Source organism: Nocardioides pocheonensis, from assembly GCF_003725535.1.
Lineage (GTDB): Bacteria > Actinomycetota > Actinomycetes > Propionibacteriales > Nocardioidaceae > Marmoricola > Marmoricola pocheonensis.
Genome location: NZ_RJSF01000009.1, coordinates 57,037 through 78,739 on the forward strand (window position 1 = coordinate 57,037; position 21,703 = coordinate 78,739).

The 21,703-nt window shown below is 70.7% G+C and carries 22 protein-coding genes; 14 read left to right on the top strand and 8 right to left on the bottom strand.

Annotated features, from left to right (window positions below; genetic code table 11):
- Positions 1 to 35 precede the first annotated feature (35 nt).
- The 3 genes from EFL26_RS05140 to nrdR form a co-directional block, all read right to left on the bottom strand.
- Positions 36 to 1,079, bottom strand: a complete 1,044-nt coding sequence (locus tag EFL26_RS05140) for a restriction endonuclease (RefSeq protein WP_123221831.1) — start codon at positions 1,077 to 1,079, stop codon at positions 36 to 38.
- A gap of 110 nt (positions 1,080 to 1,189) precedes the next feature.
- The gene (locus EFL26_RS05145) at positions 1,190 to 4,138 is read right to left on the bottom strand and encodes a vitamin B12-dependent ribonucleotide reductase (RefSeq protein WP_123221832.1); all 2,949 of its coding nucleotides are present in this window, start codon (positions 4,136 to 4,138) and stop codon (positions 1,190 to 1,192) included.
- Between the two features lie 142 nt (positions 4,139 to 4,280).
- On the bottom strand, positions 4,281 to 4,805 hold the full coding sequence (gene nrdR, locus EFL26_RS05150) for a transcriptional regulator NrdR (protein WP_123221833.1): 525 nt from the start codon (positions 4,803 to 4,805) through the stop codon (positions 4,281 to 4,283).
- Positions 4,806 to 5,209: 404 nt separating this feature from the next.
- Here nrdR and EFL26_RS05155 point away from each other — a divergent pair, with 404 nt between their 5' ends.
- Complete coding sequence (locus EFL26_RS05155) at positions 5,210 to 5,527, top strand: hypothetical protein (RefSeq protein WP_148046634.1); 318 nt, start codon at positions 5,210 to 5,212, stop codon at positions 5,525 to 5,527.
- 177 nt (positions 5,528 to 5,704) lie between these two features.
- Here the strand turns inward: EFL26_RS05155 and EFL26_RS05160 are convergent, their stop codons facing one another.
- Together EFL26_RS05160 and EFL26_RS05165 are read right to left on the bottom strand one after the other, a co-directional pair.
- Positions 5,705 to 5,953: a DUF2630 family protein gene (locus EFL26_RS05160; RefSeq protein ID WP_123221835.1), complete on the bottom strand. Its 249-nt coding sequence runs from the start codon at positions 5,951 to 5,953 to the stop codon at positions 5,705 to 5,707.
- 55 nt (positions 5,954 to 6,008) lie between these two features.
- Positions 6,009 to 6,404, bottom strand: a complete 396-nt coding sequence (locus EFL26_RS05165) for a DUF3052 domain-containing protein (RefSeq protein WP_123221836.1) — start codon at positions 6,402 to 6,404, stop codon at positions 6,009 to 6,011.
- A 101-nt stretch (positions 6,405 to 6,505) separates the two neighbouring features.
- On the opposite strand from EFL26_RS05165, the gene EFL26_RS23840 reads away from it, so the two are divergent.
- The 3 genes from EFL26_RS23840 (at position 6,506) to EFL26_RS05175 (ending at position 8,670) form a co-directional block, all read left to right on the top strand.
- On the top strand, positions 6,506 to 7,060 hold the full coding sequence (locus EFL26_RS23840) for a DUF6318 family protein (RefSeq protein WP_148046635.1): 555 nt from the start codon (positions 6,506 to 6,508) through the stop codon (positions 7,058 to 7,060).
- Positions 7,061 to 7,281: 221 nt separating this feature from the next.
- Complete coding sequence (locus tag EFL26_RS05170) at positions 7,282 to 7,881, top strand: hypothetical protein (protein WP_123221837.1); 600 nt, start codon at positions 7,282 to 7,284, stop codon at positions 7,879 to 7,881.
- A gap of 99 nt (positions 7,882 to 7,980) precedes the next feature.
- Positions 7,981 to 8,670: a lysoplasmalogenase gene (locus EFL26_RS05175; protein WP_123221838.1), complete on the top strand. Its 690-nt coding sequence runs from the start codon at positions 7,981 to 7,983 to the stop codon at positions 8,668 to 8,670.
- A gap of 457 nt (positions 8,671 to 9,127) precedes the next feature.
- On the opposite strand, the gene EFL26_RS05180 is transcribed toward EFL26_RS05175, so the two are convergent.
- Entirely contained in the window at positions 9,128 to 9,508 is a 381-nt protein-coding gene (locus EFL26_RS05180) for a LysM peptidoglycan-binding domain-containing protein (RefSeq protein ID WP_123221839.1), read from the bottom strand.
- A gap of 300 nt (positions 9,509 to 9,808) precedes the next feature.
- Between EFL26_RS05180 and EFL26_RS24055 the strand changes: the two genes are divergently transcribed.
- Genes EFL26_RS24055 through EFL26_RS05195 form a run of 3 tightly spaced genes read left to right on the top strand, consistent with a single transcriptional unit; the run spans position 9,809 to position 13,129 of the window.
- Positions 9,809 to 10,516 carry a hypothetical protein gene (locus EFL26_RS24055; RefSeq protein ID WP_123221840.1) on the top strand — a complete coding sequence of 236 codons (708 nt, stop codon included), beginning with the start codon at positions 9,809 to 9,811 and terminating at the stop codon, positions 10,514 to 10,516.
- Between the two features lie 40 nt (positions 10,517 to 10,556).
- Positions 10,557 to 12,524 (top strand): sensor histidine kinase, encoded by a 1,968-nt coding sequence (locus EFL26_RS05190; RefSeq protein ID WP_123221841.1) that lies wholly within the window; start codon positions 10,557 to 10,559, stop codon positions 12,522 to 12,524.
- Positions 12,521 to 13,129, top strand: coding sequence for a response regulator (locus tag EFL26_RS05195; RefSeq protein WP_123221842.1), 609 nt, complete (start codon positions 12,521 to 12,523; stop codon positions 13,127 to 13,129). Before EFL26_RS05190 ends, EFL26_RS05195 begins: the two co-directional genes overlap by 4 nt.
- Positions 13,130 to 13,140: 11 nt before the next feature.
- Here the strand turns inward: EFL26_RS05195 and EFL26_RS05200 are convergent, their stop codons facing one another.
- Complete coding sequence (locus EFL26_RS05200; RefSeq protein ID WP_123221843.1) at positions 13,141 to 13,584, bottom strand: hypothetical protein; 444 nt, start codon at positions 13,582 to 13,584, stop codon at positions 13,141 to 13,143.
- A gap of 171 nt (positions 13,585 to 13,755) precedes the next feature.
- On the opposite strand from EFL26_RS05200, the gene EFL26_RS05205 reads away from it, so the two are divergent.
- From EFL26_RS05205 to lexA, 4 genes are all read left to right on the top strand, one after another.
- The gene (locus EFL26_RS05205; RefSeq protein ID WP_123221844.1) at positions 13,756 to 14,916 is read left to right on the top strand and encodes a sensor histidine kinase; all 1,161 of its coding nucleotides are present in this window, start codon (positions 13,756 to 13,758) and stop codon (positions 14,914 to 14,916) included.
- Positions 14,913 to 15,572, top strand: coding sequence for a response regulator (locus EFL26_RS05210; protein WP_123221845.1), 660 nt, complete (start codon positions 14,913 to 14,915; stop codon positions 15,570 to 15,572). Before EFL26_RS05205 ends, EFL26_RS05210 begins: the two co-directional genes overlap by 4 nt.
- Positions 15,573 to 15,751: 179 nt before the next feature.
- Positions 15,752 to 16,303, top strand: a complete 552-nt coding sequence (locus EFL26_RS05215; protein ID WP_246000028.1) for a hypothetical protein — start codon at positions 15,752 to 15,754, stop codon at positions 16,301 to 16,303.
- Between the two features lie 421 nt (positions 16,304 to 16,724).
- A complete protein-coding gene (gene lexA, locus EFL26_RS05220) occupies positions 16,725 to 17,483 on the top strand; it encodes a transcriptional repressor LexA (RefSeq protein WP_123221847.1) in 759 nt (252 codons plus the stop codon).
- 241 nt (positions 17,484 to 17,724) lie between these two features.
- On the opposite strand, the gene EFL26_RS05225 is transcribed toward lexA, so the two are convergent.
- Positions 17,725 to 18,213 (bottom strand): PepSY domain-containing protein, encoded by a 489-nt coding sequence (locus tag EFL26_RS05225; RefSeq protein ID WP_123221848.1) that lies wholly within the window; start codon positions 18,211 to 18,213, stop codon positions 17,725 to 17,727.
- Between the two features lie 257 nt (positions 18,214 to 18,470).
- On the opposite strand from EFL26_RS05225, the gene EFL26_RS05230 reads away from it, so the two are divergent.
- From EFL26_RS05230 to EFL26_RS05240, 3 genes are all read left to right on the top strand, one after another.
- Entirely contained in the window at positions 18,471 to 19,730 is a 1,260-nt protein-coding gene (locus EFL26_RS05230; RefSeq protein WP_183408038.1) for an MFS transporter, read from the top strand.
- Positions 19,731 to 19,813: 83 nt separating this feature from the next.
- Positions 19,814 to 20,728: a carbohydrate kinase family protein gene (locus tag EFL26_RS05235; RefSeq protein ID WP_246000029.1), complete on the top strand. Its 915-nt coding sequence runs from the start codon at positions 19,814 to 19,816 to the stop codon at positions 20,726 to 20,728.
- Positions 20,725 to 21,645 (top strand): pseudouridine-5'-phosphate glycosidase, encoded by a 921-nt coding sequence (locus tag EFL26_RS05240; RefSeq protein WP_123221850.1) that lies wholly within the window; start codon positions 20,725 to 20,727, stop codon positions 21,643 to 21,645. The genes EFL26_RS05235 and EFL26_RS05240 overlap by 4 nt, the downstream gene beginning before the upstream one ends.
- The last annotated feature ends 58 nt before the right edge of the window (positions 21,646 to 21,703 follow it).

Below are 21,703 nucleotides of genomic sequence, written 5' to 3' on the forward strand. Positions count from 1 at the left end.
AACGCAATGACAGCGGTCTCAAAGCCCGCAAATACCTACACGTCATCGCTCTCGTTGAGCACCCAGGCACGCTTCAGCGGGATTTCTTGGCGCAAAGTCTCCGGTAGGTCGTCGTAAGCATCGAAGACCTGGTCAATCACGTCGTCGGCATCCCAGACGCGCATGGTCAATCGATCCTTTCGGATCTCAGTTCTCGCGTCCTTGGTGATCCCTCCCCATGCGACCAGAAGTCCCTGATCGGCCCGATGAGACAACATCGCGCCCTGTAGACCGCGCACGATCGGAGCACCGACAGCACCGGGCTCGGACTTCACTTCGACGATGAGCGTGGGGGAATCGAGGCCGAGTGGTCCAGTTCCAGCGAGGATGTCGACACCCTGGTCTTTGCCGGGAGGGGAAACGTCGCAGACGAAACCGCGGACCTCCAGGATCGCCGCGACGAGCCGCGTCAGTTCATGCTCGCGAAAGTGCTTGCGCACATGGGTCCGAACGCGATCGCGGATCGTCTCGAGTGTCGGCACAGGGTCCGGGTCCGTAGGCGTATCCGCCGAATCTGTTGGGGTCTCGACCGACGTCGGGTCCTCGTGCTCGCCCGCTTCGGGGTCGAGCCCGGTCATGATCACTTGGGCAAACCTTGATTCTGCGCCATTGCGCTTGATCCTGAACACGGTCATGAGGGAGCCCAGGGAGTTTAGAAGATCTTGTCCGAGGGCCGACCGTGGCACGTCATCGCGAATCCAATCGACCTTCACCGTGTGACGCGCGGGAGCGGTCTCGTCGAGATGCTCGTAGCCGGATGTGCAGCGGCCCATCACCAGCAAACCAGCGCCGGAGAGCGGCATAATGACGATGTCGCCAGGCTCGATCGACCGGAGGCCCCACAACTGGCCCGCGAAGTTCGCGGCCTTGGCATTCGAGACATCAGGATTCACCGACCGGTACTTCGCCAACACATCGTCGCGGGTTGTGGCGTCCCCTAGCGAAGGGACGTTGTTCCACGCCGCGGCCGCTCGACCCTCCTCGATGCACCATTGGGCGTACGAGTTGCCGCGGCCGCCCCGGACTACCCAGACCGCCATATCGCTCCCTTCGTTTGATCGCCACTTGCCCCATCAGAACAGAGTGACGCTGCACGCGGTAACGGCGATGGCCCGACGAGTTGCGTCGGGCCATCGCATGTTGGCGTAAGTCAGCTACAGCCCGACGTACTCCCGCAGCCCTCGCACACGTAGCAGCTGCCCGCCGGCCGCATCTTGGTCCCGCAGGTCATGCAGAGCGGGGAGTCGACGGCGGTGCCGGTGATCTGCTCGAGGAGCTCGGCGGAGGTGTGGGCCTGGCCGGTGTGGAGCTTGGCGGGGACCTCGCGGTCCTCGTTGCCGTGGGTGTCCTTGGTTTCGACGTCGGCGCGGTCCTCTGCGTCGGCGTCGATGGTTTCGAGGCTCGCTTCGCTTCGCACCTCAACCACCTCGTCGTGGTTCTTCAGGGACTCGGCCTCGCTGACCTCGATGGGCTCGTAGGAGCCGGTCTCGAGGTGGCGCTGGCGCTCCTCGGCGGAGTAGATGCCGAGCATCGAGCGGTCCTCGAAGGTCATGTAGTCGAGGGCCAGGCGGCGGAAGATGTAGTCCATGATCGACTGCGCCATCCGCACGTCCGGGTCGTCGGTCATGCCGGCCGGCTCGAAGCGCAGGTTGGTGAACTTCGAGACGTAGGTCTCCAGCGGCACGCCGTACTGCAGCCCGATGGACACCGCGATCGAGAAGGCGTCCATCACGCCGGCCAGGGTCGAGCCCTGCTTGCCGAGCTTGAGGAAGATCTCGCCGAGCTCGCCGTCGTCGTGGGCGCCGGAGGTCATGTAGCCCTCGGCACCACCGACCGTGAAGCTGGTCGTCCGCGACTGCCGGCTCTTCGGCAGGCGCTTGCGGAACGGCTTGTGCACCTCGACGACCTTGGTTTCGGCAGGCTCAACCCCCGAGCCGGCGGCAGCGGCGGCCGCGTTGCCGGCCATCGCCTGGTCCTTCTTCGAGGCGTCGGACTTGCCGTCGGAGAGCGGCTGGCCCACCTTGCAGTTGTCGCGGTAGACCGCGGTCGCCTTGAGGCCGAGCTTCCACGACTGCAGGTAGATGTCCTCGATCTCCTCGACCGTGGCGGTCTCGGGAAGGTTGACCGTCTTGGAGATCGCGCCGGAGAGGAACGGCTGGCAGGCCGCCATCATCCGCACGTGGCCCATCGGCTTCAGCGCCCGGGCGCCCATCGCGGTGTCGAAGACCTCGTAGTGCTCCTGGCGCAGGCCGGGGGCGTCGATCACGTGGCCGTGCTCGGCGATGTAGGCGACGATCGCCTCGACCTGCTCCTCCTGGTAGCCCATCTTGCGCAGCGCCCGCGGGATCGTCTGGTTGACGATCTGCATCGAGCCGCCACCGACGAGCTTCTTGAACTTCACCAGCGAGAAGTCCGGCTCGATGCCGGTGGTGTCGCAGTCCATCATGAAGCCGATCGTGCCGGTGGGCGCGAGCACGGAGGCCTGCGCGTTGCGGAAGCCGTTCTTCTCGCCCAGCTTGATCACGTCGGCCCACGCCTTGGTGGCCAGCTTGTGCACCTGGCTGTCGGCGACCGACAGGGTGCGAACCACGTCGTTGGCGGCCTGGTGCTTGCGCATCACCCGCTTGTGCGCCTCGGCGTTGCGGGCGTAGCCGTTGTACGGGCCGACGACCGCGGCCAGCTCCGCCGACCGCTTGTACGACGTGCCGGTCATCAGCGAGGTGATCGACGCCGCCATCGCGCGGCCGCCGTCGGAGTCGTAGCCGAGGCCCATCGCCATCAGCAGCGCGCCGAGGTTGGCGTAGCCGATGCCGAGCTGGCGGTAGTCGACGGTGGTCTTGCCGATCGACTCGGTCGGGAAGTCGGCGAAGCAGATCGAGATGTCCATCGCGGTGATGATCAGCTCGACGGCCTTGGCGAACAGCTCGCCGTCGAAGGTGTCGTCGTCCTTGAGGAACTTCAGGAGGTTCAGCGAGGCCAGGTTGCACGAGGAGTTGTCCAGCGACATGTACTCCGAGCACGGGTTGGACGCGGTGATCCGGCCGGTCTCGGGGTTGGTGTGCCAGTCGTTGATCGTGTCGTCGTACTGCAGGCCCGGGTCGGCGCACTCCCAGGCGGCCTTGCTGATCTTGTGGAACAGCTCGCGGGCGTCGACGGTCTCGATCACCTCGCCGGTGCTGCGCGAGCGCAGGCCGAACTCGGTGCCGTCCTCGACCGCGCGCATGAACTCGTCGCTGACGCGCACGGAGTTGTTGGCGTTCTGGTACTGGACCGAGGTGATGTCCTTGCCGCCGAGGTCCATGTCGAAGCCGGCGTCACGCAGCGCGCGGATCTTGTCCTCCTCGCGCGCCTTGGTCTCGATGAACTCCTCGATGTCGGGGTGGTCGACGTCGAGCACGACCATCTTCGCCGCACGGCGGGTGGCGCCGCCGGACTTGATCGTGCCGGCGCTGGCGTCGGCGCCGCGCATGAAGGAGACCGGACCGGAGGCCGTGCCGCCGCTGGAGAGCAGCTCCTTGGAGGAGCGGATGCGGGAGAGGTTCAGGCCGGCACCGGAGCCGCCCTTGAAGATGAAGCCCTCCTCCTTGTACCAGTTCAGGATGGAGTCCATCGAGTCGTCGACGGAGAGGATGAAGCACGCGGACACCTGCTGCGGCGACTGGGTGCCGACGTTGAACCAGACCGGGGAGTTGAACGAGAAGTACTGGTGGACCAGCAGCCAGGTCAGCTCGTGCTCGAACAGCTCGGCGTCGGCGACCGAGGCGAAGTAGTCGTTGTCCTCGCCGCCCTTGCGGTAGGTCTTCACGACCCGGTCGATCAGCTGCTTGAGGCTCCACTCGCGGACGTCGGTGCCGAGCGCGCCGCGGAAGTACTTGGTGGTGACGATGGTGGAGGCGTTGACCGACCAGAAGTCCGGGAACTCCACGCCGCGCTGCTCGAAGACCGACTCACCGGTCTTCCAGTTCGTCTGGACGACGTCGCGGCGCTCCCAGTTGAGCTCGTCGTACGGGTGCACACCCTCGGTGCTGAAGACCCGCTCGATCTTCATGCCCCGCTTGCGGCCCTGCACCTTTGCGTTGCCGCTCACCGTCTCGGTCATCCCGTGATCCCCTTTGTTCGCTGCTCGTGTGCTTCATGTCGGGTGCTGCTGGTGGTGCTGTGGTGGCCGTCGTCCCCTGGCCACCGCCGGGTGGTGCCCGGCGCGCGCAGCTTCCCCACTACGTGCGCCGGGCGGTCTGTGGTCAGCCCGTGGGCTGAGGTTCTCTACCGGTGGTTGAGGTGCGAGCGTCAGCGAGCCTCGAAACCTCCGGTACGTCGGCGGCCCGCTCCATCCGCAGCGCCGCGATCTCGGCCTCGAAGTCGTCGGCGGACTCGAACCCGCGGTAGACGCTGGCAAACCGGAGGTAGGCCACCTCGTCGAGCTCGCGGAGCGGGGCCAGGATCGCCAGGCCCACCTCGTGGGCCGGCACCTCCGCCCAGCCGCCGGCACGCAGGGTGTCCTCGACGGTCTGGCCCAGCCGGGCCAGGTCGTCCTCGGAGACCGGGCGGCCCTTGAGCGCCTTGCGCACCCCGGCGACCGCCTTCTCGCGCTGGAACGGCTCGCACGCACCGCTGCGCTTGAGCACGGTCAGCTGCATCTGCTCCACCGTCGTGAACCGCTTCTCGCACTCCGGGCAGGTGCGCCGGCGCCGGATCGACGTGCCGTCCTCGGCGACCCGGGAGTCGAGGACCCGGGTGTCGGTGCTGCGGCAGAACGGACAGTGCATCGGGGCCTCCTCTCCGGGAGCGGAAGGCTCGGTCATCGAGCCTGCCGCGATGTAGAACCTGTGGATGAAGCTGTGGATTCCGACGGGAGAACCCGGCTTTCCTGTGCGTAAGCCGCTTCTTCTGTGGAACTAGATGTGGAAAACCACAACGATGTAACTACTAGATGTAGGGGTTACCGTACGCCGGGCCCGTGACCTGCGCAACAACAAACCAGAATTGGCCGAGGTTCTTTTCGCGCGGTCGCAAACCCGCAGGTCAGGCCCTGTTTAGCTGTCTGCAAGCGGCGTGTCGGGCCGCTGGGAACAGCCTCTCGCGGGGCACCGACACTCCTGGTGTCCGGACTTCTCCACCCCTTGCGGCATACCGGCTCCGGCGGTTGCCGGAGTCGGACACAATGACCGGCGTGGGCAAGCACACGGGACCTCCGGTGGAGCCCCGGCCTCTCCCTCGCCGGCGGCTGCTCGTGCTCGCCGTCGGGGTGACCCTGACCGTGGTCGCGTGGGGGTTCCTGGTGTGGGCCGCGATCGACTTCGGCTCCCAGGCGCGCAGCGGCGAGAAGCTGGCCTGGGTGTTCCTGGGCCTGGCCACGATCGGCGCGACCGCCTGCCTGTTCCTGGCGCTGATCCTGCTCACCCGGCTGATCCGGACGATCACCTCAGGCGAGCAGGAGGAGGCCGAGTCGCGGCCCGTCGTACCGGGTGGGCGACGGGCGGCCCGTTGAGGCACATCTAGTCACATCGGGCCATGGCGCTCGGCGCTGTCTGTGGGTTTGCTGTCGGGAGTGCGTCTGACGACGTCCGGGGGTTGTTCGGCCGGGTGTGGACGCGGTTCCCCGAGAATCGCCCTCACACCCGGTCGAGCGCATTTCAGGGCCCGTGCTGTGGGCCGTCGACCGGGCTCAGCCCAGGTAGCCCTCGACCTCGCTCGCCGGCCGCACCGACGCGGACGCCGGGTCGCCGCCGCTGTCGCGCAGCGCCTCGCGCTGGCGGAGCAGGTCCCAGCACTGGTCGAGCTGGACCTCGAGCTCGCGCAGCTGCGCCTGCTCGTCGGCGCGGTCGATCTCGCCGGCCTGCAACTGGGCCCGCAGCGCGCGCTCGCGCGCGACCAGCTCGGAGATCTGCGCGTGGATGCCGTCGTCGGTGGTCATGTCGTCGAGTATTCACGGGCGCTGGTCACGAGACCAGAGCGGAGGGGCGGAGCGGTCAGTGGCGGTCGGCGAGACGGCGGACGAACTTCAGCCCGGACCACACCTCGTCGATCGCGCAGACCTTGACGTCGACGACTCCCGCGGCGAGGCCGATCTCGCGGACCAGGTTGTCGTCGAGGTCGGTGACGTAGCCGAGCGCGCGGGCCGCCTTCTTGGGCCAGCAGACCCAGACCATGCCGGCCTGCTCGGTGTGCTCGATCAGCTTGGGCAGTCGGCGCTCGAGATCGGCGGCGCGGGTCTGGAAGGTCAGCGTGATCGCGGCCTGCTTCGGCAGCCGTCGGGTGGTCGGCGCCGCCAGCGCGAAGTCGTCAGGCGCGCGGTCGAGGAACACCACCTGGCCGTCCTTGATGCCGAGCTTCTTCTCCAGCGGCGTCCCTGAGTACCCGGCCATGCGCCGGAGGTTATCCACATCGCCGCGCCAGGTGTAGCGCGTCGGCGCCACGGGTAGGACACTGGCGCGGTCTTCCTGTCTCGGGTCGGAAGGGGTCGCCCATGGCGCGTCGGCTCATCGGTGCGGTCGTGCTGCTGTTTGCCCTCTCCGGGTGCGGCGGCGACCCGAAGGCGGATCCGCCGCCTTCGCCGTCGCCTTCGACGAGTCCCGTGAGTACGACGCCTTCGGCGAGGGCGTCCGTCCCGGTAATGCCCGAAGCGGCGAAGGAGAACACCAAGGCGGGCGCCATCGCGTTTGCAGAGCACTACGTGGATCTAATCAATCAGGCTCAGGCGACAGGTTATGTCGCGGGCCTTCGATCAGTCGAAGATCCACAGTGCACTTCGTGCTCGAGGGTAAGGCGCTCAATTGAGGCGATCTACGGAGCTGGCGGCACGATCGAAGGTGGAACATGGCGACCGTCGTTCAAGGTTGCGCTGCAAAATGCGGACCGCAGCTGGCTGATCACTGGCGTGATCTCGTTCGATCCGGAGCAGGTCCGTAGGTCCAAAGATGGCCAGCTCGAGGTGCAACCCGGCGGCTCAGCTGTAACCCACCTGACGATCGCGAAGACCAGTCGCGCATGGAAGGTTCTGGCGTGGTCGCGGGAAAGCTAACCGCTGGAGCGCTCGTGCTCATCGGCTTGATGTTCGTAGTCCCTTGCCCCGCCTATGCGGCTGACTGTAACTCGGGCGCGAGCACAGGGGGCAACGTCATCTTCTCCGAGGTGAGTTGTGCGTCATCGGGATCAGGTGGCTCTGATTCGCACGGCTCTAACAAGCCGGTTGCCTATTACACGGCGTACCGCTTCGACGCTGTCTGCTTCATCCGAAGCGATATGGCGAACCAATCTGGGGGCTGCCCGTCCTCGGCACCCGGTGCCTGCCGGCCCGGCGACACGCTTTACCAGGAGTACGGCCTTCACGAAGGGTCGTGGGTCGCTCTCGGCCAGTTATGTCGCGGCGACGGTCCCCCACAGGCCGCTCAACCGCAGGTCACGCCGGCCGACGTCGCGCGCGCCTTCCAACGCATCCCGCTCCCCGCCCTGCGCGCGAAGACGCAGCCCGCTGACAAGACGCTGATCAACTTCGACACGATCTTCTACGTCGAGGCCACTCCCCTGCACCGCACGCTGACCCTGCTCGGCCAGCGGGTGGACCTGGAGATCACGCCGGCCACGTTCCGGTGGGTGCACGGCGACGGGACGACGACGGAGACCACGACGCCGGGAGCGGCGTACCCGGCGAAGGACGTGCTCTACCGCTACCAGCAGGCGCACGTCACCGTGCAGCACCACGTCGAGATCGTGTGGACCGCGCGCTGGAGCCTGAACGGCGGGCCGTACCAGGACGTCGCCGGCACCGTGACCACCGTCGGCCCGGACACCCCGCTCCAGGTGGCGGAGGCGACGCCGGCGCTGTCCGGCTACGGCCACTGACCTCGACGATCGCCACAACGTCATACGAATCGGTCGCCAGGACGCCCGGTTCGCATGACGTCCGGGCCGCGTCGGCGTCGGGGGCACTAGATTCAACGCGTGCCCCGACTCCTCACCTCCACCAAGCTCAAGCTCGCGTACGCCGGCCTGGCGATCGCCGACACCTGGCTCGCCGGCTCCGCCCACCCGCGCGCCCACCAGGCGCGCGTGCTCACCAAGCCGCTGCTGATGCCGACGCTGATGGCGTCCCTCGTCACCAACCCCAAGGCCGCCGACTCGCCGCTGCGCTCCAGCACGCTGGTCGCCCAGGCCGCCGGGTGGGGCGGCGACCTGGCGCTGATGGGGCACGGCACCAAGCCGTTCGCGATCGGCAGCGGATCGTTCGCGGTCGGGCACGCGGCGTACATCACCGGCTTCCTGAGCCACCGCGGCAAGAAGGCCCAGCCGGGGCCGAAGGCCGTCGCCGGGCTGTGGGCGACGACCGCGCCAGGGATGGTGTTCGGCGCCTACCGGGAGGACAAGGTCCTCGCCCCGGCGATCGCCGGGTACTCCGCGATGCTGGCCGGCACGGTCGCCGCGGCCACCCAGCTGGACCCGGCGCTGCCGGCGTCCGCTCGCCGGGCCACGCTGCTCGGCGCCGGCCTGTTCATGCTGTCCGACTCCGTCCTCGGCACGCGCAAGTTCCTCTGGAGGAACGCGCCGGCTCGGGTGGAGTCCGTGGTGATGGCGACCTACACCGCCGCGCAGTTCCTGCTCAGCGAAGGGGCCGCGCGGGCCGGTCGCCGCTGACCGACGTACGGTCCCTGCCCGCTCGCCGCACCTCCGCGCAGTAGCACCGCCCGCTCGCCGCACCCCCACGCAGCAGCACCGCCCCCTCACCGCACCCCCACGCAGCAGCACCCCCACGCAGCAGCACCGCCCGCTCACCGCCCCCCCACGCAGCAGCACCGCCCGCTCGCCGCACCTCCGCGCAGTAGCACCGCCCGCTCGCCGCACTCCCACGCAGCAGCACCGCCCGCTCGCCGCACCTCCGCGCAGCAGCACCGCCCGCTCGCCGCACCCCCACGCAGCAGCACCGCCCGCTCACCGCACCCCCACGCAGCAGCACCCCCACGCAGCAGCACCGCCCGCTCGCGCCGCCAAAGAGAACGAGGGCGGGGCACCGTGGCCCCGCCCTGTCCTCTTCCCACACAGCCGACGACCCGGGTCGAGGGAGCCGTCGGACGTCTTGATCAGGCCGCGTGCCTCACGAGGCCGGGATCGCGAGCTTCTGGCCAGCCTGGAGGCCGGCGCTCGAGAGCGAGTTGAGCTGCTGGATCTCGTGCACCATCTCGCGCACGTGGCCCGGCCGCGCGACGCGGCCGGCGATGCCGTAGAGGGTGTCGCCCTCCTGGACCTCGACGACTCGCACCGGCTGCGGCGTGCCCGCGTCGTGCGAGGCGGTGGCCCAGCCACCGAGACCGACCATCACCACGAAGGCCATCGCCAGGAACGCCAGCACGAACACGACCCGGCCACGGTGGGTGAGCCGGACGGTCGAGCGTCGGGCGCTGGTTTCGGCAAGCTCAACCACCCGAGTGGGGCGGCGCGCCGGTCGGAAGGCCGGGGAGATGCTCAGCGTGCTCATTGGTCTACCTCCTGGGGAAGTCCGGCCCGTGTGGCCGGAAGGTCGGTCTGACCCGTCGTGGTGCAGGTGCGGTGTCGAGTCGATGTCTATCGGCGAGCACCGACAGAACCGCTGCCGGATCGCTCAGACGTTCGATCGAACACATGTACGACGATAGAACAGACGTTCGAGGAACGCAAGAACATACGTTCGAACGCGGTCGGGAGTTCTTCCCGGCGCTCCCGGGAGCCGGCCCGATCCGCGAGAGCGCCCCCGCGACCGACGCTGGGACGGCCAGCCCACCCACCCACGGAGGTCACCATGACCCAGCTCGCCACTCCCCTCAGCGCCGGACCCGGGACCGGCTCCCACCCCGACACCGACACCGACCCTCGCCCCTGGCGCTGGGCCGGCGGCCTCGCCCTCGCCCACGTCGTCGTGATGCTCGGCGCTCTCTCCCAGGAGGGCGTGATCCTCGAGCACGGGGCGTCCACCGCGAAGGTCCAGCACGACCTCGCCGCCGCGTCGCTCACCCGGATGTACGCCGGCGGCTACGTCGAGTCGATGGCCTTCCTCGTGCTCGTGCCCGCCCTGGTCCTGATCGCGCGACTGCTCGGACGGCGTACCGAGCTCGGCCGGGTCGCCGCCCAGACGTTCCTCGGACTCGGCATCGCGTTCGTCGCCTCGACGCTCGCGATCGGCTTCGCGCCCGCCGCGGCCGCCGGCTACGCCGCCCACCACGGGGTCGACGCGGGTGCGATCGCGATGGTCAACGACCTCCGCAACTTCGGCTTCGTGCTGCAGGTCGCCCTCCTCGCCGCCATGACCCTCGCCCTGGGAGTCGCCGCCCTCACCGATCGCGTGCACATGCGCTGGATCGGCTGGGGCGGTGTCGCCGTGGGTGCGGTCGGCCTCGTCGTGACCCCGTTCGCGCACAACGCGATCTCGATGGTCTGGATGATCTGGTGGGTCGGGATGGCCGTGCTGCTGCTCCGCGGCGCGCCCGCGACGGACCGACCGAACCGCTGAAACCGTTCACTCGGCTGCGACGATGAGTCACCCTGACCCTGTGACCAGGACGCTGCCGCTCCTGGCGGCCGTCGTCGCGGTCGCCGGCGAAGCCGTCGCGATCGCCGCCTCGCCCGCGGGTTCGGCCCGTTGGAACGAGGTGGCGGTCGCGGCCGTCGTGGTCGCGTACGCCGGGGTCGGGGCGCTCATCCTCTGGCACCGGCCCGGCCACCCGGTCGGCCGGATCGCCACGGCGATCGCCCCTGTCTGGGGCGTCGGTCAGGCGTTCGTCGCCACGTCGTACCGCACCCTCGAGCAGCACCCCCACACCGAGCTCGCCGCCCTCGGCTCGGTCACCGGCAGCCTGCTGCGGGCGCTGCCGTGGCTGGTCGCCGTCCTGTGGCTGCCCCTGCGCTTCCCTGACGGCGCTCGCACCACCACCCGCCTGCACCGCGTCGCGGAGCGAACGTCGATGGTCACCATCGCCGGCTTCACCGTCGCGACGCTGTTCGCCCCCCACCTGACCGACCTCCGGGTGGACCAGATCCGCAACCCGATCGGTGCGCCCGGCCCGCTCGGCAACGTGGCCAACGCACTGGCAGGCATCAACCTCCTGCTCGGAGCCGCCGCGATCGGGCTCGCGATCGGCACCCTGGTGCAGGGCTACCGGCGGGGCGGACCCCTCACCCGCCAGCAGACCCTGATCTTCGGGATGGCGTTCCTGCTGCCGATCGCCGGCCTCGTGAGCAGCATCTGGGACGCGGCGGGCCCGTGGCTGTTCGGAGCCATCTCCTTGCCGCTGCCGGTGGCGATCGGCGTCGCCGTGCTCCAGCGCCGCCTCTACGACCTCCCGCTCTTGGTCAACCGGTCGTTGACCTACGGGTCCCTCTGGCTGGTGATCGCCGCGCTGTACGGCCTCGTGGTCGGCGGCGTCGGCGCCATGCTCCGCCAGCAGCACGCCGCCTGGATCCCCTGGCTCGCGGCCGGCGTCGTCGCGGTCACCTTCTCGCCGTTGCGCGAGGCGCTCCAGGCCGCGGCCAACCGGCTCACCTACGGTCAGTGGTCCCAACCCGGCGAGGTGCTGGCCGCCACCGCACGCCGGCTCGGCGACGCCTCGGACGTGCCGGCCCTGCTCGGCGAGCTGGTCGAGGACGTCGGCGCCGCCCTCGACCTCCCGTTCGTCGCGATCACGTCTCCCGACGGTCGCGTCCTCGCCGCACGCGGTGATCGGCCCGACCTGGTCGACGAGCTGCCGATGACGTCGTACGGCGTGCCCGTCGGCGTGCTCTCCTGGGCCCGGAGGCCACTGCGGGAGTCCGACCTGGGCCTGCTCGACGACCTCGCCCGCCAGCTCGGCACGGTCGTGCACGCCGCCGGCCTGCTCGAGAGCGTGCGGTCGGCCCGCGAGCGGCTCGTGCTCGCCCGGGAGGAGGAGCGCCGCCGGCTCCGGCGGGAGCTCCACGACGGCCTCGGCCCGGCGCTCGCCGGGCTGACCCTGCAGGTCGACACGGTGCGCAACCGGGTCGCCGACCAGGGTGCCGACGAGGGTGCCGACCAGGACCTCCTCGCCCTGCGCAGCGGGATCCAGGCCACCGTGGTGGACGTGCGCCGGATCGTCGAGGGGCTGCGGCCTGCGGCCCTCGACGACCTCGGACTGGCGGAGGCGGTCCGCCAGCTCGCCGCGCACACCGAGCTCCCTGTGGCGGTCGAGGCCGACGACCTCCCCCGCCTGCCGGCGGCCACGGAGGTCGCGGCGTACCGGATCGTGCAGGAGGCGCTCACCAACGCCGGCCGCCACGCCCACGCGCGGCGCGCCTGCGTGCGCCTGCACCTCGTCGACGGCGCCCTGGTCGCAGAGGTCGCGGACGACGGCAGCGGCGTCGTGACCCCGCGGCCGGACGGCGTCGGCCTCGGGTCGATGCGCAGCCGCGCGGAGGAGATCGGCGGCTCGTTCGAGCTCGCCGCGGCCGAGGGCCGCGGCACCCGGGTGATCGCCCGACTCCCCCTGGACGCAGGGGCGGTCCGATGATCCGCGTGCTCGTCGTCGACGACCACCCCTTGTTCCGGGACGGGCTCGTGGGCCTGCTGGCGACCGTGGCCGACGTCGAGGTGGTCGACGCGGTCGGCGACGGCGAGACCGCCGTACGACGGTGCGCGGAGCTGGCGCCCGACATCGTGCTGATGGACCTCAACCTGCCGGGGATGCCTGGCCTGGAGGCGATCCGCCGGATCGTCGCCCGGGAGCCGGCCCCCGCCGTCCTGGTGCTCACCATGGTCGACGACGACGACACGGTCACCGCGGCGCTGCGCGTCGGTGCCCGCGGCTACCTGCTCAAGGGAGCCGTGCAGGAAGAGGTCCTGGCCGGACTGCGGACGGTCGCCGGAGGCGGCGTCGTGTTCGGCGCCGGTGCCGCGCAGCGCGTGCTCTCCGGTGACCGGCGGGTGGGTGAGCTCACGCCCCGGGAGGCCGAGGTGCTGGCGCTGGTGGCCGACGGTCGCAGCAACGCCGAGATCGCCCGCGCCCTCGGGCTCAGCCTCAAGACGGTGCAGAACCACGTCTCCAACGTGCTGGCCAAGATGCAGGTGCGCGACCGCACCCAGGCCGCGCTGAGGATGCGCGGCCTGGGTGGTTGACGGTCCGAGCGTCAGTGAGTGCTGAGGTAGTCCCCGACGTAGACCGCGACGTAGCCGATCAGCGTGATCATGCCGAGCACGAACGACGCGATCGCCTTGCCGGAGCCGTGGTCGGCGCGGCGGCCGGCCTGCCCGAGCAAGGTGGCGCCCGCGCCCAGCACGAGGGGGATGCCCGACCAGAACGCGACCGGCACGGCGAGCAGACCGAGGACGCCCAGGGCGATGCCCCGGCCGCCGGCCGACTCGTGCCGCAGGCCGCGCGCCACGACGAGGGCGAAGATCGCCGCGGTGAGCAGCGGGATGAACACGGCCTCGCCGATCGCCTCGCCGCGGGTGTTCGCGAACAACGCGGAGACAGCGCTGCCGACGACGGCGACGGCGACGGCGGTCGGCACGAGAGCCTGGCGGACCTGGGTGCGGTCCTCGGCGGCGGTGGGGGCGTGGGTGGTGGTCATGGCAGGTCCTCTCGGAAGTGGTCTCTCGGAAGTGGTGGAGCACCAGCGAACCGCCGGCCACCGTCCCGGCGCGTCCCTCCGCGCAGCGATTCCGCGTCACCCGACAGGATGGCCCGGGGTCATTCCTGCGAGTGACTGCGCGACCACGCGCGCGGACCTACCGTTCTTGCCATGGACCTCCGCCGGCTCGCGCGCCAGCACGCCGATGTGCTGGTGCCCGTCCCGATCGCGGTCCTCTACGTCGTCGAGCTGGTCGGGCGCGGCCACGGCACCGACCTGACGCGCGCCGTACCCCTGGCCCTGCTGGCGTGCGCGTCGCTGACCCAGCGTCGGCGCCACCCCTTGGTCGCCTTCCCCCTGACCATGGTGGCCAGCGGCATCGTGCCGCACTGGTCCCCGGCCTTCGACAGCAACTCCATCAGCTACGTGGTGGTCTTCTTCTTCGCGCTGTACTCCCTCGGCCGGCACGCCCGCGGCGCCGCCGCCTGGGCCGCGGTCCCGCTGGTGGCGCTCATGGTGGTCGCGTTCGTCGTGGGCGACGGCGCGCACGGGCCGAGCGACGTGTTCTTCGCGATGGCGTTCGTCGGATCGCCGTACGCGGCCGGCCTGACCTGGCGGCTCCGCACCGAGCGCGAGCAGGTGCTGACCGCCCGCAACGAGGAGCTGCGCCGGAGCCAGGAGGAGAACGAGCGCCGTGCCATCGCCGCCGAGCGCGCCCGCATCGCCCGTGAGCTCCACGACGTCGTCTCGCACGCGATCTCGGTGACCGTCCTCCAGGCACGCGGTGGCCGCAAGCTGGTGGGCCAGGACGACGACGCGGTACGCCGTGCCCTGGACGCGATCGAGAAGACCAACGCAGCCGCGCTCAGCGACATGCGCCGCCTGCTCGCGGTGCTGCGCGACACCGACACCGACCCCGACGCCCGACAGGCGCCGCAGCCGAGCCTGGCCAGCCTCGACCTGCTGCTCGAGCAGGTGCGTGCCTCCGGCCTGCAGGTGGAGACCACGGTCAGCGGAGCGCCGGCGGCCATTCCTCCGGGGGTCGACCTCTCGGCGTACCGGATCATCCAGGAAGCGCTGACCAACGTGCTCAAGCACGCCGGACCGCAGGCTCACGCGTGCGTGCGCATCGACTACGGGACGGCGGACCTCGACATCGCCGTCACCGACGACGGACCGGGCGCCGCCGCGGCGTCGGCGGACGGCCGGGGCCACGGGCTGGTCGGGATCCGCGAGCGGGTCGCGGTCATCGGCGGCACCGTCGAGGCCGGGCCCGCGGAGGACGGTGGCTTCGTCGTACGTGCCCAGCTCCCCTACTCGGTGACGGCATGAACGCCACGCCCATCCGGGTCGTGGTCGCCGACGACCAGCCCCTGGTGCGCACCGGCCTGCGGATGGTGCTCTCCGACGTGGACGACATCACCATCGTCGGGGAGGCGGCCGACGGCCACGAGGCGATCGCCCTGACCCGGTCCGAGCGGCCGGACGTCGTGCTCATGGACGTGCGCATGCCGGGCCTCGACGGCATCGACGCGACCCGCGCGGTGACGTCGGCCGAGGACCCGCCCCGGGTGCTGGTGCTGACCACCTTCGACCTCGACGAGGTGGTCTACGACGCGCTCCGCGCCGGCGCCAGCGGCTTCCTGCTCAAGGATGCACCGGAGGAACGGCTCGTCACGGCGATCCGCGTCGTCGCCGAGGGCGGCTCGCTGTTCGCCCCGGCCGTGACCCGACGGCTGATCGAGGAGTTCTCGCGACGACCCCGGACCACGCGGCCGGCCGCGATGGAAAGCCTGACCGAGCGCGAGGCGGAGGTCCTCCGCCTGGTCGCCCGAGGCCTGTCGAACCCGGAGATCGCGGCCGAGCTGTTCGTCAGCGAGAACACCGTGAAGACGCACGTCGCGAGGGTGCTGATGAAGCTCGGCCTGCGCGACCGGGTGCAGGCCGTCGTGCTCGCCTACGAGACCGGGCTCGTGCAACCGTCCTGACCCCTCCCCTGCAGCCGCCGCCGAAAATGGGCGACTCGGCCCCCTACCCACCCCGGGTCCGACTGGTCTAGGTTGGCTGTGATCCAGACCACTTCGTCCGAAGCGGCCGTCCACAACAAATGGGAGGCCCGACTGTGTTCATCCAGATGGTTCAGGGACGTTGTTCCCGACAGGACGAGATGCGAGGTCTCGTCGACGACTGGTGCGCCGCGATGGCGGACCGGCCCGGCTGGCTCGGCGGCACCTACGGCTTCACCGACGACGGCCGGTTCCTGGGCATCGTCCGCTTCGACTCCAGCGCCGCCTGCAAGGACTGCGCCAGCATGCCCGAGGCCGCGATGATGTGGGCGGCCGCCGAGGAGCTCTTCGACGGCCGCTGCGAGATCCACGAGTCCGAGGACGTCTCGATGATGCTCGAGGGCGGCTCGGACAGCGCCGGCTTCGTCCAGGTCATGACCGGCCGGGTCGCCGACGCCGACCGGATGCGGCACCTGATCAGCGACGAGATGACCACGATGCTCCACCAGGCCCGTCCCGAGATCCTCGGCGCCACGTTGGCGATCGAGGCGGACGGCCGGTTCGTGGAGACGATCGGCTTCACCGACGAGGCGACGGCCCGCAAGGGCGAGCAGCAGGAGATGCCCGAGGACGTACGTGCCGAGCTGGAGTCGGCGATGGCCGACGTCGAGTACGCCGACCTGCACCACCCCTGGTTCGCCTCGCACCACTAGACCCGGCGTCGGCGTTGCGTGGGCGTACGCCGATCCACGCAACGCCGACGCTTCCGTCGGTGGTCGACGCCGGGGCTTTCGAGGCTCGCTGGCGTGGTTCCTGAGCCTGCCGAAGGGCTCGCACCTCAACCAGCTGGTGGTTGAGGCTGGTGGTTGAGGCTGGTGGTTGAGGTGCGGTTGTGCAGCAACCGCCTCGAAACCAGGCGAGGCGCGTCGTCACGTGGTTTCGAGGCTCGCTGGCGTGGTTCCTGAGCCTGCCGAAGGGCTCGCACCTCAACCAGCTGGTGGTTGAGGCTGGTGGTTTGAGGCTGGTGGTTGAGGTGCGGTTGCGCAGCAACCGCCTCGAAACCCGGTGAGGAACGCCGACACGCCGTTCGAACATGTGTTTGAACTCCGGCGGCGTTGGGTCTACCGTCGGCCCATGGCCTCCGACCGCTTCCGTCCCGGTTCCGCCACGCGCACCGCTGCGCAGCGCGGCAACGTCAGCGAGCTGCCCGACGCGCCTCCGGACGCGACCGGGCTGACCCCGCGCCAGCAGCGGATCCTCAACGTGCTGCGCGACGCGATCGAGCAGCGCGGCTACCCGCCGAGCATCCGCGAGATCGGCGACCTGGTCGGGCTGGCCAGCTCCTCCAGCGTGGCCCACCAACTGCGGGTGCTGGAGCAGAAGGGCTTCATCAAGCGCGACCCCAACCGGCCGCGCGCTCTCGAGGTGTTCATCCCCGAGCTGATGGCCGCACGACGCGCGATCGCGAGCGCCGACGAGCACGGGTACGACGTGACCGGCATCGGCGACGCCGTACCGGAGGCCACGCACGTGCCGCTGGTCGGACGTATCGCGGCGGGCGGCCCGATCCTCGCCGAGGAGCGGGTCGAGGAGATCTTCCCGCTGCCCAAGACGCTGGTCGGCGAGGGCACGCTGTTCATGCTCGAGGTGGCCGGCGACTCGATGGTCGACGCGGCGATCTGCAACGGCGACTACGTCGTGGTCCGTCAGGAGCAGACCGCGCAGAACGGCGAGATCGTCGCCGCGCTGATCGACGGCGAGGCCACCGTGAAGACCCTGCAGCGCAAGGACGGCCACGTCTGGCTGATGCCCCACAACCCTGCCTACGAGCCGATCAACGGCGACGAGGCCAGCATCCTCGGCATCGTCACCGCGGTGCTGCGGAAGGTCTGAGCGGTGACCCTGCGACGAACGAGCAGGGTCACCACGCGAAGAGGTTGAGGGAGCCCGCGGCCGAGCTTGCGAGGTCGCGACGGCGGCTCGAAACCTTGAGCAACGAAAACACGACGACGGGGCCCGGTGCTGGTGCACCGGGCCCTGCCGCGTCGTGCGGCGAGGTGGTTTCGAGGTGGTTCCTGAGCCTGCCGAAGGGCTCGCTGGCGCTCGCACCTCGACCACCGACCGGCGGCGTGCCTCAGGCGGCCGGCGCCTGCGTCGACGGCTGGCCCGCCGGGCCGTCGCCGTTGGCGTCACCCTGCGGGGCGGTCGGCATCGACTGGGTGCCGGTGACCGTGAAGGTCGCGTCCACCTGCACGATGACCGGCTTGCCGTGGTCGAGGATGTGCGCCTCGTAGACGCCGTCGGAGTCGGTCTCGACCCGCTGGAAGGTCGCGTTCGGGTACTTCGCCTTCACCGCGGCGGTGACCTTGTCCTTCGTGTCCCCGGTGAGCAGCTTCTCGTCGCTGCGCATCGGCTTGCTCGGGTCGTTGTTGCCGTTGGGCGCGCCGGTGCCCGTCTGGCCGGCCGGGGTCGTGCCCGGCTGGCTGGTGCCGTACGACGACGTGCCCGACGTGGCGGACGAGTCGTCGGCCGCGTTCGCCGACATCGTGCCCATCAGCACGCCACCGGCGAGCAGGCCGGCGACACCGGTCGAGACGAGCAGGGCGGTTGCCTTCTTCTGCATGTTTCCTCCTGGGGAGCGGTTGACCTCGGCAAGCGTCGCCACGGCCGCTGTCCGATCCGGGGTGCGGCGCTGGCAGGACGCTGTGAGTCGCTGTGCGGTTCGGCAGGGTGGTTTCGAGGCTCGCAAGCTCGCACCTCAACCACCGGGGTCGGGGCAGGGTGGTTTCGAGGCTCGCAAGCTCGCACCTCAACCACCCCGGGGTTGCGGCGGGCGAAAAGCAGAGGCGGTCGCGTGGGCGGGCGACGTACGTTCCCCGGGTGACCTCGGAGCTCGCGCCGCCCGCCGCCCTCACCCGGCGCGGCGTGCCGGTGGACCCGACGCTGCGGATCCTCTCGCTCGGCACCTTGGTCAACCGCGCCTCCGGGGGCGCCGTGTTCACGACGTTCGCCCTGTACTTCACCCGCCACGTCGGGCTCGAGCCGGCCCAGGTCGGCCTCGCGCTCTCGGTGTCGGCCGCGGCGGGGGCGGTCGCGCAGGTGCCCGGCGGCCAGTGGGGTGACGTGCGCGGGCCGCGGGAGGTGATGCGCGACCTCACCGTGGTCACCGGCGTCGCCACGGCCTGCCTCGCCGTCGCCCGCAGCTTCGGCGCCCTGCTGGTCGTGATCACCGTGCTCGGTGCCGCGCAGATGGCCGGGAACGCGGTGCGCAACGGCTACATCGCCCGGATCGCGCCGGGCGGGTCGGGCGTGCGGTTCAAGGCCTACCTGCGCGCGGTCACGAACGTCGCGATGACCTTCGGCGCCCTCCTCGGCGGCATCGCGCTGTGGATCGACCGGCCGTGGGCCTACGTCACCGTGTTCCTGCTCGACGGCGCCACCTCGGTGTTCACCGGGCTGCTCTTCCAGCGCCTCCCCCACCTGCCGGGGGTGCCGGCCCGCGGCGAGGGCGAGCCGAGGCTCGGCGTCGTGCGCGACCTGCCGTACGTCGCCGTCACGCTCCTCACCGGCGTGCTGTTCATGCACTTCGTGGTGCTCGAGATCGGCATCCCGCTGTGGATCAGCGAGCACACCTCCGCGCCGACGGCGCTGGTGGCGATCCTGCTCGGGCTGAACACGATCGCGGTCGCGGTCTTCCAGGTCCGGCTCAGCCGCGGCGCCGAGGGTGTGACCAGCGGCGCGCGGGCCGTGGCGCGCGGCGGCGTCCTCATCGCCGCCTCCTTCGTGCTGGTCGGCCTCACCGACGGGGCGGCCCGCGACGTGACGATCGCGGTGCTGTTCCTCTACGGGTGCGTGCACGTGGTCGGCGAGATGGTGTCCAGCAGCGGCCAGTGGGGCGTGTCGATGGGGCTCGCGCCCGTCGAGCGCCAGGGTCAGTACCAGGGCTTCGCCGGCCTCGCGTTCAGCCTCTCCCGGGTCGCGGCACCGACCCTGATCACCACGCTCTGCATCGGCTGGGGCCGACCGGGCTGGTTCGTGCTGGCCGGCCTGATCCTGGCCGCCTCGCTGCTGATGCGACCGGTCGCCGCGTGGGGCCTGGCCACCCGGGAGCGGTACGGCGCGGCCACGGCCACCGGCTGAGCCGGATAGTCCGGCACGTTCGGCATCACTCCTGTCACAGAAGCCGTGCCGAACGTGCCGGACTATCCCCCTAGGCTGCTGCCGTGGAGGCACAGGGAGACATCGTCGTGGTGGGCGGGATGAACGTGGACACGCTCGCCCGGATCAGCGGGGACACGGTGCCGGGGAGCAGCAATCCCGGCGAGACCAGCACGGCGCACGGCGGGGTCGGGCGCAACGTGGCCGAGAACCTCGCCCGGCTCGGCAGCCCGGTGCGCCTGGTCGGGGTGGTCGGCGACGACGCGCACGGCTCCGACCTGCTGGCCCAGCTGCGCCTGCTCGACGTGGACTGCGCCGGCGTACGCCGGTCCGCGGACCGCCCGACCGGCACCTACACCGCGGTGCTCGACCACGACGGCGCCCTGGTCATCGGCGTGGCCGACATGGCCGCCACCGACAGCCTCGGGCCCAACGACGTGCCGGACGCCAGCCTGCGCGGCGCGAGCTGGCTGGTGCTCGACGGCAACCTGCGCCCCGACACGATCGCCCACTGCCTCGCAATCGCCGCCGAGTGGGACGTGCCCGTGGTGCTCGACCCCGTCGGCGTCACCAAGGCCGCGCGGCTCGGCCGCCTCCCCGGGCTGCACACGTTCACCCCGAACCACGACGAGCTGCTCGCGTGGGCCGGCACCGACGACCTCGACGCGGCCCGGGAGCACGCGCACGCCCAGGGCATCGAGGTGGTCTGGCTCCGCGAGGGCGCCGAGGGCAGCACCCTGCACACCGGTGACGGCCGCCAGACCGCGCTCCGGCTTCCGCCGGCGCCGGTGGTCGACGTGACCGGCGCGGGCGACGCGATGCTGGCGGCGTACGTGCACCGGCTGCGCGCCGGCGACCCGGTGGTGCAGGCCGGGTGGTTCGCCACCGCGGCCGCCTGGCTGACGGTCGGGTCGCCGACCACCGTGCGCCACGACCTCACCGAGGACCTCGTCCACGGCACCCTGCAGGACCTGCGGTGAGGGGCGCTCCGGACCTGCACCTCACCGACGAGGTGCGCGACGCGCTCGCCGAGGGCCGGCCAGTGGTGGCGCTGGAGAGCACGATCATCAGCCACGGCATGCCCTACCCCGACAACGTCGCGATGGCGCGCGAGGTCGAGGCCATCATCCGCGGCCACGACGCGACGCCGGCGACGATCGCCGTCCTCGACGGCGTGCCCCGGATCGGGCTCGACGACGCCGCCCTCGAGCTGCTCGGCAAGGGCCAGCAGTCGATCCGCAAGGTGAGCATCCGCGACCTGCCCTACGTGGTCGCCCGCAGGGAGCACGGGGCCACCACGGTGGCCGCGACCATGCGGCTGGCCGCCCTGGCCGGCATCCGGGTGTTCACCACCGGCGGTCTCGGCGGCGTGCACCGCGGGGCCGCGACGACGATGGACGTCAGCGCAGACCTCACCGAGCTCTCGCTGACCGACGTCACCGTGATCTCCGCCGGGGTGAAGTCGATCCTCGACATCGGCCTGACCCTGGAGAAGCTCGAGACCCTCGGCGTGCCGGTGCTCGGCTACCGCACCGACGACTTCCCGGCGTTCTACACCCGCACCAGCGGGTACGCCGTGCCGCTGCGCGTGGACACCCCGGCCGAGGTCGCGGCGCTGATGCGCGCGAAGGACGACCTCGGCATCCGGGGCGGGATCAGCCTGGCCAACCCGATCCCCGTCGAGGACGAGATCCCGCACGAGCAGATCGACGCGATCATCGACCAGGCGCTGGCCGATATGGACGCCCGGGGCATCACCGGCAAGGACGCGACGCCGTACCTGCTGGGCCGGATCGTCGAGATCACCGGCGGCGCGTCGCTGACCGCCAACATCGCGCTGGTCAAGAACAACGCCCACCTCGGCGCGGAGGTGGCGACCGCGTTCGCGGCAGGCTGAGCGGTGACCCGGCAGCCCTCTCTGTGAATCCAGTGAACCTATGTCCGTTTTGCCCGCT